Annotated in this window: 11 protein-coding genes; 6 read left to right on the top strand and 5 right to left on the bottom strand. The window is 35.7% G+C overall.

Annotation, left to right across the window (positions count from 1 at the left end):
- Positions 1 to 25: 25 nt before the first annotated feature.
- Positions 26 to 709, bottom strand: coding sequence for a (d)CMP kinase (cmk, locus tag ACFSAV_RS09045; RefSeq protein WP_379098764.1), 684 nt, complete (start codon positions 707 to 709; stop codon positions 26 to 28).
- 243 nt (positions 710 to 952) lie between these two features.
- On the opposite strand from cmk, the gene ACFSAV_RS09050 reads away from it, so the two are divergent.
- From ACFSAV_RS09050 to argF, 6 genes are all read left to right on the top strand, one after another.
- Entirely contained in the window at positions 953 to 3,373 is a 2,421-nt protein-coding gene (locus ACFSAV_RS09050; protein WP_101775931.1) for a TonB-dependent receptor plug domain-containing protein, read from the top strand.
- A gap of 83 nt (positions 3,374 to 3,456) precedes the next feature.
- Positions 3,457 to 6,228 (top strand): M16 family metallopeptidase, encoded by a 2,772-nt coding sequence (locus tag ACFSAV_RS09055; protein WP_379098768.1) that lies wholly within the window; start codon positions 3,457 to 3,459, stop codon positions 6,226 to 6,228.
- Between the two features lie 302 nt (positions 6,229 to 6,530).
- Entirely contained in the window at positions 6,531 to 6,692 is a 162-nt protein-coding gene (speFL, locus tag ACFSAV_RS09060; protein WP_101775929.1) for a leader peptide SpeFL, read from the top strand.
- Between the two features lie 284 nt (positions 6,693 to 6,976).
- Positions 6,977 to 9,139, top strand: coding sequence for an ornithine decarboxylase SpeF (speF, locus tag ACFSAV_RS09065; RefSeq protein WP_379098771.1), 2,163 nt, complete (start codon positions 6,977 to 6,979; stop codon positions 9,137 to 9,139).
- A gap of 56 nt (positions 9,140 to 9,195) precedes the next feature.
- The gene (potE, locus tag ACFSAV_RS09070) at positions 9,196 to 10,509 is read left to right on the top strand and encodes a putrescine-ornithine antiporter (RefSeq protein WP_101775927.1); all 1,314 of its coding nucleotides are present in this window, start codon (positions 9,196 to 9,198) and stop codon (positions 10,507 to 10,509) included.
- A gap of 179 nt (positions 10,510 to 10,688) precedes the next feature.
- Complete coding sequence (gene argF, locus ACFSAV_RS09075) at positions 10,689 to 11,693, top strand: ornithine carbamoyltransferase (RefSeq protein WP_379098775.1); 1,005 nt, start codon at positions 10,689 to 10,691, stop codon at positions 11,691 to 11,693.
- Positions 11,694 to 11,769: 76 nt separating this feature from the next.
- On the opposite strand, the gene ACFSAV_RS09080 is transcribed toward argF, so the two are convergent.
- From ACFSAV_RS09080 to ACFSAV_RS09095, 4 genes are all read right to left on the bottom strand, one after another.
- Positions 11,770 to 12,636, bottom strand: a complete 867-nt coding sequence (locus ACFSAV_RS09080) for a VirK/YbjX family protein (protein WP_379098778.1) — start codon at positions 12,634 to 12,636, stop codon at positions 11,770 to 11,772.
- A gap of 117 nt (positions 12,637 to 12,753) precedes the next feature.
- Positions 12,754 to 14,094, bottom strand: a complete 1,341-nt coding sequence (gene argG, locus ACFSAV_RS09085) for an argininosuccinate synthase (protein WP_379098781.1) — start codon at positions 14,092 to 14,094, stop codon at positions 12,754 to 12,756.
- Positions 14,095 to 14,188: 94 nt separating this feature from the next.
- On the bottom strand, positions 14,189 to 15,010 hold the full coding sequence (locus ACFSAV_RS09090) for an SDR family oxidoreductase (RefSeq protein ID WP_379098784.1): 822 nt from the start codon (positions 15,008 to 15,010) through the stop codon (positions 14,189 to 14,191).
- A gap of 66 nt (positions 15,011 to 15,076) precedes the next feature.
- On the bottom strand, positions 15,077 to 15,937 hold the full coding sequence (locus ACFSAV_RS09095; protein WP_101775922.1) for a phosphoribosylaminoimidazolesuccinocarboxamide synthase: 861 nt from the start codon (positions 15,935 to 15,937) through the stop codon (positions 15,077 to 15,079).
- Positions 15,938 to 16,022: the final 85 nt, after the last annotated feature.

Below are 16,022 nucleotides of genomic sequence, written 5' to 3' on the forward strand. Positions count from 1 at the left end.
CCTTGAACAAACGGTCAAAAATAATTTAAGCTTTAATATCAAGACGTTGCTGAATATAACTTAAGGCTTGTTGAATAACTTCATCAATCGTTAATGTTGTACTGTCCAACAATAAAGCATCTTCAGCAGGTTTGAGGGGCGCGACCGCGCGATTTCTATCTCGAAAGTCACGCTCTTTTATCTCGGCTAAAATCTGGTCAAAGTTACCACTAATCCCTTTATTTTGCAACTGTTTATAACGTCTTTTTGCCCTTTCTTCTGCACTTGCATCTAAAAACAGTTTTACTTGCGCTTGTGGAAAAACAACGGTCCCCATATCACGTCCATCTGCGATTAGCCCTTTTGCAGTAGAAAAATCCTGTTGAAGTTGTAGCAGCGCTGCTCGCACTTGGGGGAAAACGGCAATTTTAGAAGCTGCTTCAGCCACTTCTTGAGTACGAATTTGAGCACTCACATTTTCATCATTCAAAATAATTTTTACTTCACCATCCTGTGGTAAGAACTGAACATCCAGTTTTCTCGCTAATTCAGCTAAAGTATTTTCACTATCTAATACCACTCTCTTTTTCAACGCAGCCAGTGCCGTAACACGATAAATTGCCCCACTATCTAACAGCGCAAAACCCAACGTCTCTGCCAACGCATAACATAGCGTACCCTTACCAGCACCACTTGGACCATCCACTGTAATCACAATATTTTTTTGCATATAAAATACTCTTTTTTCATCTAAAAATTGTGCCAAAGCATATCATAATCCACAAATAGCGCAGAAGACTTTTCATTATTTTACAAGCATAAAGTGCGGTCAATTTTTTAAAAATTTTGTCAAAGAAGAATTTTTGATCAATTTGTTACATTTTTATTCATTTTTCTCTTTACAAAAAAGCTAAAATAAAAATAAAATTGATAATTGTTATCAATTTTAGCAAATAAAAAAGAGAAGAAAAAAATGGAACCTCAATTAAAAACATTTAAGAAAGGGCTTATTGCAATTTTGGTCTGTGCCGCTATCACACCTGTTTATGCAAAAACGGATGCAAAAGAAGAGAATCAAGAAAAAAGCAATATGCTAACTGAAATCGTTGTGTATGGTGATCAAAATAAATCAATGACATCAACACAAAGTGTGACTCAGGATGACATGAAAAAAATACCTGTCACCAATGGCAATATTACTGATTATTTACGCTCGAATCCGCATGTACGTTATGAAAATAGCGATCAAAATGGATTACAGCGTGGTGAAATTAAACCAGAAAATATTTCAATTAATGGAGCAGATGCTAATCAAACTGCTTACTTTGTAGATAATGTTAACGTCAATAATGATTTAACAATTGAAAGTGAATTATTTGATGGGGCAATGCAAACTTTACCTGGTATTTCACATACACAAGCTTATTTCTTTGATGCGAATATGTTATCTAAAGTTGAAGTACAAGACAGTAATGTTTCTGCTAGCCTTGGCGGATTTACTGGTGGCGCTGTCATTGCTAAAACAAAACAATACAGTGGTAAAGATGGTATTAAATTAAAATATCGTACAACCAATTCCTCATGGGGAAAATTTGTAGAACATGGCGACTCAAAAAAAGTGTTAAATAAAGTCAGACCAGGATTAGATGGTGCAACTGATTTACAACCTAAGTACGCAAAACATAACTTTAGTCTTGTTACTGAAAAAGGATTGACGGACAACTTAGGATTAGTATTTGGATTAAGTCGCCGTACCTCACGTATTGATCAATATCGTCTCATTGGCTTCTCTACGGAAGCACAATTACACCAACAAGCACATACTCGTGATTCTGATAATGCTCTTTTAAATTTTAACTGGACAATTAACGATAATAATCGTTTAGAGCTGAGTACTCGTTATTCAAATTATCGTGAAGAAAAATATTCTCAAACAAACTTGAATAGTAACGTCTCTGACTATCATAAAGCATTTGGTACAACATTAGCTTGGATTCGTACGTTTAATTCAGGTGTTTGGACAAATACGTTAGCCTATGATCATTTTAAAGATAAACGCCATTCCAGTTCTAATCATGTAGATATAGTAAGTGTGATGGATCAGAACTACGATGTATTATATGATTATGAAAAAGGGGGCTATGGGGATAGTCAACTAACACAACAGAATCTCCATTATTCTACTGAATATGCCTTCGAACCATTTGATTTAGGCCCATTCACACACTCTATTTCATTAGGCGGAATTTATCAATTTACGCGATATAAATTCTATCGCCCTAAAGATGTCTATTCTAGAATAGGTCAAGCAGAATTAGGAAAGCCTGATATTCTTTGGTTCTCAACTAGTGTGACACCAAAAGGGAGTGCAAAAACGCGTTACCAGAATGTTGCTTTATATGCTGAAGACTTAATTAGCTGGAAAAAACTTGAATTACGCCCAGGTATTCGATTTGAGCGTGATGATTATTTAAAAAATAATAATATTGCTCCCCGTTTTGTTGTAAGATTTAAACCACTAGAGGAAACGCGTTTAAGTTTAGGTTTAAACCGCTATTATGGACGTTCTTTTGCGTCACTGAAATTGACTAATGAAATTTTAAAAATTAATCGAGATACGACTAATATTCGTGATTTCCAATTATCTGGTCGTTTAAAAACGCCTTATGCAGACGAATTGAGCCTAAGCTTTGAACAAGAATATCGTAACTTGTTATTTAAATTAGGCTATATCCACCGTGAAAATAAAAATCGCATAATCTTAAAACGTAAACAAATCAATAAGATCGGTCGTCCTGAATATGCGAAATATTATAGTAACGCGAATAATTATAAAGTAGATATTCACACTATCCAAATCAATAATATTGAACCTTGGCAATTAGGTAAAACTTACTGGAATGCGTCACTTGGATTCGATTGGTTAAAAACAAAACGAGCTGACTTAGCGAATTCACTCAACCCGAATGATCCCGTTTATTTAGATGGTCGTTTAATGGATCGTAAAACCATGCAACAAAAAGTGAATTCTAATACAGAAGATTGGATCGCTCGTTTAGGTCTTGATATGGCTATGCCTAATTGGGATTTAACTTGGTCAAATAAAGTGTATATTAAAGCACCGATTAAAGGGTATGATGAACTTGATATAAACCATCCCGATGGTATTCCGCGTTTCCGTACTTTTGACTACGGCACACATACACAATGGGACTCAAGCATCCGCTGGCAACCTAACTTTGCGGGAAAACATAATGTTTATGTTCAAGCTGATATTCTGAATGTCTTAAATCAAACACGAAAAATTCGCTCTGTTTCGATTTCAAGTACATCCGAATATAGCATCTACACACCAGGTCGTGAATTCTGGCTTGAAGTGGGTTATGAATTTTAATTAATCATTGTCTAACTAAAAGAATCTACGTGTTATATTAATAATACGTAGATTTTGTTGATCCTATACTAGGTAAAAAAATAATGAAAAAACTGACCGCACTTTTAAGTGCATTTTTGTTTCTATTTGCTTGTCACTCAACAACTCAAACTCATTCTGAACAGCTGCCTTTTGATCGCAATGTTCAACATGGCAAACTAGAAAATGGTTTAACCTATTATGTCATGCAAAATACTGAGCCTGCTAAGCGAGTTTATATTCGCCTCGTGGTAAATGCAGGTTCTATGCATGAAGATGATGACCAAAAAGGCATTGCCCATTTAGTTGAGCATATGGCATTTAATGGTTCAAAAAAATTCCCCGAGAATCAAATTATTAATGCGCTTGAAAAATTAGGCATGAAATTTGCCCGTGATATCAATGCGTTCACTGATTTTGAGAATACTGTTTATACTTTGAATTTAGATAAAAATGACAATCAAAGTCTTGTATTAGCTTTCGATGTGTTAAATGAATGGATGCACAATTTAACTATCTTGCAAAAAGATTTAGATAATGAACGTGGTATTGTGCAGGAAGAATGGCGCCGTCGTTTAAGCCCGATGCTACGTTTGGGTGATAAAAAAAGTGCTGTCGAAATGGCTGGCTCTCGTTATGTTTTACGTGATCCGATTGGCGATATGAATATTATCCGCAATATTTCTAGACAACGTGTTGCCGATTTTTATCATAAATGGTATCGTCCAGATAATATGTCTGTCATTATTGTTGGTGATATTAATCCACGAGAAGTCACAGCGCTGTTAAAAGAGCAACTTAATATTGCTAATCCAATCAGTAAAACACCATTACAAAAAATTGATTTTTCTATTCCATTAGTAAATCAGTGGCGCCTTGCCAGTATTTCAGAAAAAGGCACAAACATTCCCACAATTGAATTCAGTTTTTTTGAAGAATTCAAAGAAAAAAATACACTTGCGTCCTATAAACAAGACTTAATTCAACAAATTCTAATTCGTTTGACTAACTTACGTTTACAAACATGGGAACAAGTCGAAAATCAAAAAATAGAATCCGCCAATTTCTACCGTACACATTTAGGTAAAGAAACCTTACAAAACATTTTCTTATTACAATTATTTGATACTGACTATCAAAAAGTAACACAATCCTTATTTTCATTTATCGCCGAGATTAAGCAGCATGGTTTCTCTGAGCAAGAATTCCAGCAAGAAATCTCTCGTTTAGTTAAACTCAATGAAAAACAACGGACGATCAAATCAGGTAGTTTAAAAATTGCAGATGATCTCATTGTATCGGCCGCGAATAATCAAATCGTTATTAGCATTGAAGATCGTTATCGTCTTAATCAACACTTTTTAAAAGAAATTACGCTAAATGATATTAATCAACACTTTAAACAATTATTAGATATCAAAGCGAAATTACTGTTAATCACTCAGCCTTATCCAGCAACAACATTGTCGCTAAAACAAAGTGATGTCGAAAAAATGTGGCAACAAACCATTACCACACCACAACATAGCTGGACACAACAAAAACAAAAAGTAGAAATGCCAGTAATAGATATCGCAAGTGGTGAAGTCAAAAAACAGAAATATTGGCAAAAAGGTGATATTACAGAATATCAATTAGCGAATGGCAGCAAATTGATTTATCACTACAGCGATAAAACCCCGAACCAAGTCTATTTTAAAGCGATTACAAGTGGAGGATTACGCTCTGTTGCACCTAAAGACTACCATCTATTCAAAACTGCGGTCACTTTAACTGACGATTCTGGTGTAGGTAGTCTAACACTCTCTGATATTAACCAATTATTTAGTCAAAGCCCAATTGCTTTAGCAACAATTGTAGATGATTACAAACAAGGATTTACAGCAGTAGGAAAAACAGATCAGCTTGATGATTTATTGAAATTGTTTCGATTAAAACTACAAGGCACAGCAGTATCTGAACAAGCCCTTGAACGCTATAAGAAAGAAACAATAGATTACTTCCGCCAAGTAGACAAAGAAACGGAGTTTATACAAAACGTTTCTGCATTACGTTATCCCAATATTACGACCGTTTACAGTCCAAACCGTAAAGAATTATTGTCCTTTTCAGCACAGCAACTCACAGAATTCTATCGTCAGGCAGTGCTAGGAAAAACTGATTTTACTTACTTTATTATTGGTGATATTAGTCAGAAACAAGCAGAAACATTGGCTAAAAAATACTTAGCTTCTATCCCTGTGAATACTCAAGTGCGCCAAGCTTATGATGTTTCGCCAAACACACCGAGTAAACCCTTTGTGATGCGTGGCTTAGAGGAACCTCGTGCAGAAGTCGAAATTTATCTCAGCGCTCAAAACCAATGGCAACCTGAATTGCAATATCAATTAGATTTATTAGGTGATATTTTGCAAGAAAAACTTCGTCTTGCCTTACGCGAACAATCCTCTGGCATTTATGCTGTAAATAGCTGGTTTGGGCAAGATAAAGAGCAAGCTTATTTAGAGGGAAAAATTGAGTTTAGTTGTGCGCCAGAACGGGTACAAGAACTTACTGCTCAAACTCACCAAATCTTAGATGAGGTTATGCGCCATGGTGTCGAATCATCATTATTACAAAAGAAAGTGAATGAGAAGCACACACAAATTAAGCAACAATTTGACTCTTTAGTTTCAGTTGCCGCAATTATTGAACAAAGTTTTTGGCACACGAATAGTACGAAAGGAATCTATCTTTATCAACAATTAGAACAGCTTTCACATAAAGCTAAAATTGATAATATCGCACAAAAGATCTTACATCCATCTGCACGTTTCCAAGCAACGTTAAAACCTTAATGAAAGTTAAGGTTCTATTTTAATGCATTTACTCCTTTACATACATTATGTAAAGGAGTATTTTTTTAGAAAATAAAAAAATATTTCACCCCAATCATTAAATCTAAAAAATAAATAATTTAATCAAAAACAAAATTAAAAAATTGTTAATAAAATTAATACTTCGTTAAAACAAGAATAAAAAATGTGATAAATATCACAAATGAATAAATTTAACTTGCAAAAATAATAAGAATGAGAGAAATTAGACAATCAATAAAGTAAGGCAATCTAATGTTAAATAAATACACTTGGAGAGTTTTATGCTAATACATGACTATTACAAAGAATACCACCCCGACAAAGGGCGTTCTATTATGGCACATATTCGTAGAACAAGACATATTATGATGCCGTCGCATCGTTCTTGTTTTTCTTATTCTATCTTCAATTCTCAAATATCTTCATCTAATCACGCTGATTAAGCGTGCTTTCTGTAAGTACACCTGTACTCTTTAGTACAGGCAGTTCGCTATTGTTAAATACAACAATACATTTAGAAATATAATTTTTATTCTCTTATGCATTGCCTCTGTATTTAATTTAGCCGTTCTCATTCAAAAAACCTAATATATTACTTAATCTATTTTTATGCATGAAATATGAATAAATAAAAATAAGATTAATTAAAATATTAAGTTCAATTCTTATCCATTATTTAATAATAGTGGAAGGAATTTTATTACTTAAATAAAAAAAGGAGTCATTTATGTTAAATTTAAAAATTGCATATAGTCCATTAATTCGACCTTACTTTAATACAACAAGAGTGTTAGTTTCTGTTCAAGAAACGGATTTTACTGATATAGGCGCTATAATACTTAGTGCTGAAGATATTGAAGATTATATTGATAACATACAGGCAACAGAATTTAATATTCCTGTCTTTGTTGCTGTTAAAGAAGGACAATTCCTAGACCCGAAATTCTTCGATAAAGTTTATCACGTTCAAGATTTGAACAATTATGATATTAATTTGTATAGTCGCCAAATTGAAACAGCGGCGCACCTCTACGAAGAAAAAGTATTACCCCCATTCTTCAAAATGTTGAGCGAGTATGTCGAAATGGGTAATTCAGCTTTCGATTGTCCTGGACACCAAGGTGGTCAGTACTTCCGCAAACATCCTGCTGGGCGATATTTATATGATTTTTACGGTGAAAATATTTTCCGCTCAGATATTTGTAATGCTGACGTAAAATTAGGTGATTTACTCATCCATGAAGGTGCAGCCTGTGATGCGCAAAAACATGCGGCACAAGTATTTAATGCAGATAAAACATACTTCGTACTAAATGGGACCTCTTCTGCCAATAAAGTCGTTACTAATGCACTACTTACTCCAGGCGATCTTGTACTGTTTGATCGTAATAATCACAAGTCAATCCATCATGGCGCATTAATTCAAGCGGGTGCTACGCCAATTTACTTAGAAACCGCACGTAACCCATTTGGCTTTATCGGTGGTATTGATAATCATTGTTTTGATGAAGACTATTTAAAATCTTTAATCAAAGAAGTTGCCCCAGAAAAATTAAATCAGCAACGTCCATTCCGCCTTGCAGTGATTCAACTCGGCACTTATGACGGTACTATTTATAATGCTCGCCAAGTCGTCGATAAAATTGGTCATTTATGTGATTACATTTTATTTGATTCAGCTTGGGTAGGTTATGAGCAGTTTATTCCAATGATGAGAGATTGCACGCCATTATTATTAGAATTAAATGAAAACGACCCAGGTATTTTCGTCACCCAATCTGTTCATAAACAACAGGCTGGTTTCTCACAAGCCTCTCAAATTCACAAAAAAGATAAACATATCAAAGGACAAGCTCGTTACTGTAATCATAAACATTTTAATAATGCCTTTATGTTACATGCATCAACGAGTCCATTTTATCCGCTATTTGCCACTTTAGACGTGAACGCCAAAATCCAAGGTACGCCTGCTGGTATCCGTTTATGGCATGATTGTGTAAAAGTCGGTATTGAAGCACGTAAAATGGTATTAAATAGCTGTGATCTGATTAAGCCATTCATTCCACCATATGTGAAAGGTAAAAAATGGCAAGATTATGACACAGAAGAAATGGCTAATAGTTTAGAGTTTTTCAAATTCCATGCTGAAGATAAATGGCATAAATTTGAAGGTTATGTAGATAATCAATATTTTGTTGATCCTTGCAAATTTATGTTAACGACACCAGGAATTGATATCGAAACTGGCGAATATGAAAAATTTGGTATACCAGCCACGATTTTAGCTAACTATTTACGCGAAAATGGCATCATTCCTGAAAAATGTGACTTAAATTCTATTCTTTTTTTACTAACACCAGCAGAAACGCTGACTAAAATGCAAACATTAGTTGCCCAAATCGCTGCATTTGAACAGCACATCAAAAAAGACTCATTGTTAAAAGACGTTTTACCAACTGTTTATAAAAACAATGAAGAACGCTATACAGGCTATACGATTAAACGTCTATGCCAAGAAATGCACGACCTCTATGTGAGTCGTAATGTCAAAACGTTACAACGCAATTTATTCAGAAAAGCGACACTGCCTGAATATGTCATGAATCCACATCAAGCCAATATTGAATTCGTACGTAATAAAGTAGAACTTGTGCCATTAACAGAAATCGTTAATCGGATCGCGGCAGAAGGTGCTTTACCATATCCGCCAGGTGTGCTTTGCGTTGTACCAGGCGAAAGATGGAGTAAGACTGCACAAGAATACTTCCTTGCGTTAGAAGAAGGTATCAATGTATTGCCAGGCTTTGCACCAGAAATTCAAGGCGTTTATTTACAAAAAGATCTTGATGGACGTACCCGTGCTTATGGATACGTATTAACCGAAAATTAAATCATTAACTAAAAAAGTGCGGTACAAACTTACCGCACTTTTGTGAGGACAAAATTATGAGTGCAAAAAATAATAAAATTGGTGTCGTTCAACTCACTATTCTTACTATGGTAAATATGATGGGTTCCGGCATTATCATGTTACCAACTAAGCTCGCTGAAATTGGTACCATTTCTATTGTCTCTTGGTTAGTCACAGCAGTGGGTTCCACTGCACTTGCCTATGCATTCGCACAATGTGGTATGTTCAGCAAAAAATCTGGGGGTATGGGCGGTTATGCAGAGTATTCTTTCGGTAAAGCTGGAAACTTCATGGCAAACTATACTTATGGTGTATCACTCATCATTGCCAATACGGCGATTGCAATATCTGCCGTTGGCTACGGTTCAGAATTACTTGAAGTTACACTTTCTCCAGTTGCTATCGCTGGATGGACAATTATTACGTTATGGTTAGCAACAGTATTAAACTTTGGTGGGGCAAGAATCACTGGGAACATCAGTTCATTTACTATTTGGGGTGTTATTATTCCTGTCGTAGGTCTCTGCTTTATTGGTTGGTATTGGTTTGATGGTGAAATGTATGTCAATTCTTGGAATCCACACAATGTTCCTACTTTTGAAGCTATTGGTGTTTCTATTTCAATGACATTATGGGCATTCTTAGGCTTAGAGTCAGCTTGTGCCAATACTGATGTTGTTGAAAATCCTGAACGTAATGTACCCATTGCAGTATTAGGAGGCACATTAGGTGCTGCGGTTATTTATATTGTATCAACGAATGTCATTGCAGGTATCGTGCCTAATATGGAACTTGCAAATTCGACTGCGCCATTTGGACTAGCATTCGCACATATGTTTGAAGAAACGACAGGTAAAATTGTCATGGGATTGATGGTGATGTCTTGCTTTGGTTCGCTTTTAGGCTGGCAATTCACGATTGCACAAGTGTTTAAAAGCTCCGCTGAAGAAGGCTATTTCCCTGCTTTCTTCAAAAAAGTTACTAGTAAAGATGCTCCAATTGTCGGTATGATAACTATTACAGCGATTCAAAGCCTACTTTCATTAATGACCATAAGCCCATCATTAAATAAACAATTTAATGTACTGGTTGATTTAGCCGTTGTCACTAATGTCATTCCATATTTATTATCAATGGCAGCTTTAATCGTGTTACAAAAAGTAGAAAAAGTACCTGAGAATAAAGCTAAAGTAACAACGATTGTCGCATTTATTGGTTCTGTTTATAGCCTATATGCGCTCTATGCTGCTGGTGAACAGGCAATGTTATACGGCTCTATTGCAACTTTCATTGGTTGGACATTATATGGTTTCGTATCCTATAAATTTGATATGAAAACAAAAGCGTAATTAGATCCTATTTGTTATGGTGCGATTTATTTTTATTAAATCGCACTTTTTATCCCAGTCACTTTCTCTTTTATCCACTAAATTTCTGCTTAGTCTTTTCACAAAATTAGAGTATAATCTTGCCGCGCAAACGTTTGCTTAAAATCCCATCATCAATCAATTCAAATTTAGGAGAATATATGCCAGTCAATTTACGTAACCGCCATTTCTTACGTTTAATGGATTTCACCCCAGCAGAAATTCAATTCCTACTCGAACTTTCTACAAATTTAAAAAAGGCAAAATATACAGGAACAGAACAACCTCGTCTAAAAGGAAAAAATATTGCATTGATTTTTGAAAAAACCTCTACTCGTACACGTTGCGCTTTTGAAGTTGCAGCTTATGACCAAGGAGCAAATGTCACTTATATTGGGCCGAGCGGTTCTCAAATCGGTCACAAAGAATCAATGAAAGATACCGCCAGAGTATTAGGTAGAATGTACGATGGCATTCAATATCGAGGATATGGTCAAGAACTCGTTGAAACGCTTGCAAATTATTCTGGTGTACCTGTTTGGAATGGGCTTACTGATGATTTTCATCCGACACAAATCCTTGCTGATTTTCTTACTATGCAGGAGCATGGCGAAGGAAAACGCCTAAATCAGATGAAAATGGCATATTTAGGCGATGCCAGAAATAATATGGGAAATTCTTTTGTAGAAGGAGCTGCATTAATGGGGGTTGACTTACGTCTTGTTGCACCAAAAGCCTATTGGCCAGAACAAAAACTACTTGATGAGGTCGCTGAAATTGCGCAAAAAACAGGTGCTCGCATTACTTGTACAGAAAATGTAGAAGAAGGCGTTAAAGACGTAGACTTCCTTTATACTGATATTTGGGTTTCAATGGGCGAACCAGAAGAAGCATGGGAGCAGCGTATTAATTTAATGAAACCTTATCAAATTAATCGCGAATTACTCCAAAAAACAGGAAATCCAAAAGTCAAATTTATGCACTGTCTACCAGCGTTCCATGATGAAAATACGACGATTGGAAAAGAAATGGCGGCAAAATATGGTATGAATGGTTTAGAAGTGACTGATGATGTCTTTGAATCAGAGGCCTCTATTGTATTTGATGAAGCCGAGAATCGTTTACATACGATCAAAGCCGTCATGGTTGCGACATTAGGTAACTAACTCAACTAATGCATATACCTTATGTAAGGTAAACGAAACTCTCCAAAAATGCACCGCACTTTTGGAGAGTTTATGATTAATAGCCGCTTTGTATATCTAATAATACCTTGTCAAACATATCATAACGTTTTCGATACATTGAACGTTTTTTACTCTGAATTTCTTCTAATGGCTTACGTTCTATTTCCGTTGGAATCTGCCAATATTGGGCTAACTGTGCCTGATTCTCTTGCCAAAATTCATCATAATTAAATAATAAACGTGCAGAATCATTCCAACGATATTTTGCTTGTTGCTTATGCGGAATCCCAATTAATTCACAATTCAATGTTTGCGCGAATATTTTAAAAGCATTCACTAACATAAACATTGGACGCACACCATGTAATTGTTTTGTTGCAGCACGCACAAGATCTTGTGCATTTTCACCTTTCGGTCCTTGCATAGAGGCAATTAATAATTGATCCGGCGCCAAAAAAGTAAATGAGGCATCATAAAGACTTTGCCCAGTTTCATTATCTTGAATATTTAGTGAAAAAAAGCCTTCTAACGGATCAATATCATTAATATTCAATTTTAATGATAAATTCTCTGTTAAATAGGACAACACAATCGATTTTTGTGTAATTAATTGTTTACAAAACATTGTACCTAATTTCTGCTGCGCTAAGACAAAATGCTGTGTTATTGCATCTAAACGCTGTTGTGCACTAAAGTTTTTATCACAATAAACATATAACAAGGTATTCACGCGGTACAAATGTTGATTAAAAAGATCTGCCCATAACGGATGCTGATTTAAGAATGCTTCCAACATTTTGGCCTGCCGATAACATAAGGTTATTCTTCCTATATAACGTAAAGATTCACGCAAACGTTTCAAAAAACGCTTTTCATGAGGATACATCTGCGCAAATGTAGGAAATGAGAATACAGTAGACATAACAACACCAAAATTGATTGGAAACAGAAAAGTAGGGGCGAATTCTAATAAAAAATAACCGCACTTTCAATGCCAGATAGCAATAAAAGTGCGGTCTGTTTTAAAAAAGATTGCAGATTAGCCTTTCTTATTATTTAGCTGTGGTAAGAAAGAATCTTTTGCAATACTCAATAAACCTGTTTGCGTGTAAATGCCTAATTTATCACGAGTATCAACAATATCTAAATTACGCATAGTCAACTGTCCAATACGATCAACTGGATCAAATGGTGCATTTTCTACTTTTTCCATGCTCAAACGTTCTGGCATATAAGTTAAATTTGGCGATTCTGTATTAAGAATTGAATAATCATTACCACGGCGTAACGCCAAAGTGACCTCTCCAGTAATCGCTCGAGCAACCCAACGCTGTGCCGTTTCACGTAACATTAATGCTTGTGGGTCAAACCAACGTCCTTGATACAATAAACGCCCTAAACGTAAGCCATTAATACGATATTGCTCAATCGTGTCTTCATTATGAATACCACTCACTAAACGCTCATATGCAATATATAATAATGCCATTCCCGGTGCTTCATAAATACCACGTGACTTCGCTTCGATAATACGATTTTCAATTTGATCTGACATACCTAAACCATGACGACCTCCAATTCGATTTGCTTCAAGGAAAAGTTCAACATGATCACTAAAGGTTTTGCCATTTAGCGCAACAGGGCTCCCTTCTTCAAAACGTACCGTCACTTCTTCTGCTTTCACTTCTACATCATCACGCCAAAATGCCACACCCATAATAGGTTTAACAATACGAATGCCTGTATTCAAAAACTCTAAATCTTTTGCTTCATGAGTTGCACCCAACATATTTGAATCTGTTGAATACGCTTTTTCGACAGACATTTTATATTCAAAACCATTGGCAATGAGGAATTCTGACATCTCATGGCGTCCACCTAATTCTTCAATAAATTGATTATCCAGCCACGGTTTATAAATTTTCAAATTTGGATTAGTTAATAAACCATAACGATAGAAACGTTCAATATCATTACCTTTGAAAGTACTACCATCCCCCCAAATATTCACATCATCTTCACGCATTGCAGAAACTAGCATCGTACCTGTTACAGCACGACCTAATGGTGTGGTATTAAAATAGGCAATGCCGCCAGTTGAGATATGAAAAGCACCACTTTGAATAGCAGCAATACCTTCATGCGCTAGTTGTGCGCGGCAATCAACCAAACGTGCATTCTCAGCACCATATTCCATTGCTTTACGCGGAATTGCATTATAGTCATCTTCATCTGGTTGACCCAAATTTGCAGTATAAGCATAAGGTACTGCCCCTTTTTGCCGCATCCATAATAATGCGGCACTGGTATCTAGCCCACCAGAAAATGCAATACCAACTTTTTGACCTTTTGGAAGCTGTTGTAAAATTGTGTTTGACATACTAAACCTTATTTTAAATAATTACGCAAAAAAAGTGATTAAATAATCACTTTATTATTTCAAAAACACAGCAGAAAGTCCACTACACTTTTCCCTATTTTGGCAACATCAAATAAGGATCAGGATATTGATAAACGAAATCAATTTCTTGATAAATCTTATCTGACAGAATGACGCGTACAGGATCTTTCTCTGAGCAAATGAAGTGCGGTGCTTCTATGCCTAACTTTTCCGCCATCGCTGAATAATATTCTGCTTTGCGCGGATGTTCAGGCGCAACCACATGGTATAAGCGTTGATAACTTGGTGTTTCCAGCAATAATTGAATCGCTCGAGCACAATCATCAAAATGCACTAAATTGACAGGTGAATTCCCTGCTCTGATTTCTTTGCCTGCAAGCGAATAGACTGGATGACGATCATCACCAACTAAACCACCAAAGCGGATAATATCGCAATCAATATTTTCTAATTGGAAAAGCCACTGTTCAACTTCCATAATCGCTTTTGCCATTTCTGACTGAGGTTGTGGTATACAAGACTCATCAAATTGTCCTGTGATCTCAGGAAACACAGATGTTGAGCTAATAAAGATAAGATGACTTATACCATGTAATAAGGCTTCATTGACTAAATTTTGAATGCCTAAAACATAATGTTTTGGATTAAAAAAGTACTGACTTGGTGGGATATTGATCACTAACGAATCTACTGACAGCAGCATAGTCAAATCATCAGGATCGGCATTAATTTCAGGGGTAAGCTCTAACGGATAAGACTCAAGGCGGATAAGCCGCATTTGCTCTGCCCCTTCATGAGTTCGTTTACTTCCTTTCACTTCCCAACCTAAATTTTTCAAATGGCGAGCTAAAGGTAAGCCTAACCAACCTAATCCCACTATTGAAACCGATTTCATAATTCTCCTTGCATTTTCATGTTGAAAAAAAGCTTCCTTCCCAAAGGAAGAAAGCTCATTTTCCGCTTATTTCGTTAACAAATCCAATGCTTCTTGGTATTTATCAACAGTTTTTTTAATCACCTCTACTGGCACTTTGGGTGCCGGAGGCTCTTTATTCCACCCACTATTTTCTAACCAATCTCGAATAAATTGTTTATCAAATGAAGGAGGATTAATACCTTCTTGGTAAGTCTCGACTGACCAAAAACGGCTTGAATCTGGTGTAAGTACTTCATCCATTAAAGTTAAAGTGCCACTTTCATCTAAACCAAATTCAAATTTAGTATCGCAAATAATAATACCTTTAGTTAATGCGTAATCTGCGGCAGCACGATAAAGTGCAATCGCTTTTTCTTTTACTTGTGCAGCAAGTTCTGTACCGATTAAATTTTCACATTCTTCATAACTAATATTAATATCATGATCACCTACTTCCGCTTTACTTGATGGCGTAAAAATAGGTTCTGGTAACTTACTGGCTTCAACGAGTCCTACCGGCAATGCTAAACCACAAATCGTACCCGTTTTCTGATAATCTTTTAAACCGCTACCAGTTAAATAACCACGTACAATAGACTCAATTTTAATTGGCTTCAAACGCTTACAGACTACTGCTCTATCTTTTACTAAGTCTGCTTCTGCTTTGGGTAACACATCATATACTGTTTCTCCAGTAAAATGATTCGGCATAATATGGGCTAATTTGTTAAACCAAAAATTCGAAATTTGTGTCAAAATTTCGCCTTTACGTGGAATTGGATCGTCTAAAATCACATCAAATGCCGATAGGCGATCTGTTGCAACCATCAACATACGCTTATCATCGATCTCATACAGATCACGCACTTTGCCTGAATAGATTTTGTTTAGACTCAGTTGTGTCATTTGTTTGCACCTTGTTTTTGTATTATAAAAATTGCGGCATATTGTAACGTACTTTACTCCGAAAGATAAGCAAACGTTTGCATTT

Source organism: Pasteurella oralis (assembly GCF_042681465.1).
Taxonomy (GTDB): domain Bacteria; phylum Pseudomonadota; class Gammaproteobacteria; order Enterobacterales; family Pasteurellaceae; genus Pasteurella; species Pasteurella oralis.

Bases quoted from the DNA above. Each gene is read 5' to 3' on its own strand.
- speFL (WP_101775929.1), top strand. From the start codon at position 6,531: ATGCTAATACATGACTATTACAAAGAATACCACCCCGACAAAGGGCGT.
- potE (WP_101775927.1), top strand. From the start codon at position 9,196: ATGAGTGCAAAAAATAATAAAATTGGTGTCGTTCAACTCACTATTCTT.
- argG (WP_379098781.1), bottom strand. From the start codon at position 14,094: ATGTCAAACACAATTTTACAACAGCTTCCAAAAGGTCAAAAAGTTGGT.
- ACFSAV_RS09090 (WP_379098784.1), bottom strand. From the start codon at position 15,010: ATGAAATCGGTTTCAATAGTGGGATTAGGTTGGTTAGGCTTACCTTTA.
- argF (WP_379098775.1), top strand. From the start codon at position 10,689: ATGCCAGTCAATTTACGTAACCGCCATTTCTTACGTTTAATGGATTTC.
- ACFSAV_RS09050 (WP_101775931.1), top strand. From the start codon at position 953: ATGGAACCTCAATTAAAAACATTTAAGAAAGGGCTTATTGCAATTTTG.
- ACFSAV_RS09080 (WP_379098778.1), bottom strand. From the start codon at position 12,636: ATGTCTACTGTATTCTCATTTCCTACATTTGCGCAGATGTATCCTCAT.
- ACFSAV_RS09055 (WP_379098768.1), top strand. From the start codon at position 3,457: ATGAAAAAACTGACCGCACTTTTAAGTGCATTTTTGTTTCTATTTGCT.
- cmk (WP_379098764.1), bottom strand. From the start codon at position 709: ATGCAAAAAAATATTGTGATTACAGTGGATGGTCCAAGTGGTGCTGGT.
- ACFSAV_RS09095 (WP_101775922.1), bottom strand. From the start codon at position 15,937: ATGACACAACTGAGTCTAAACAAAATCTATTCAGGCAAAGTGCGTGAT.
- speF (WP_379098771.1), top strand. From the start codon at position 6,977: ATGTTAAATTTAAAAATTGCATATAGTCCATTAATTCGACCTTACTTT.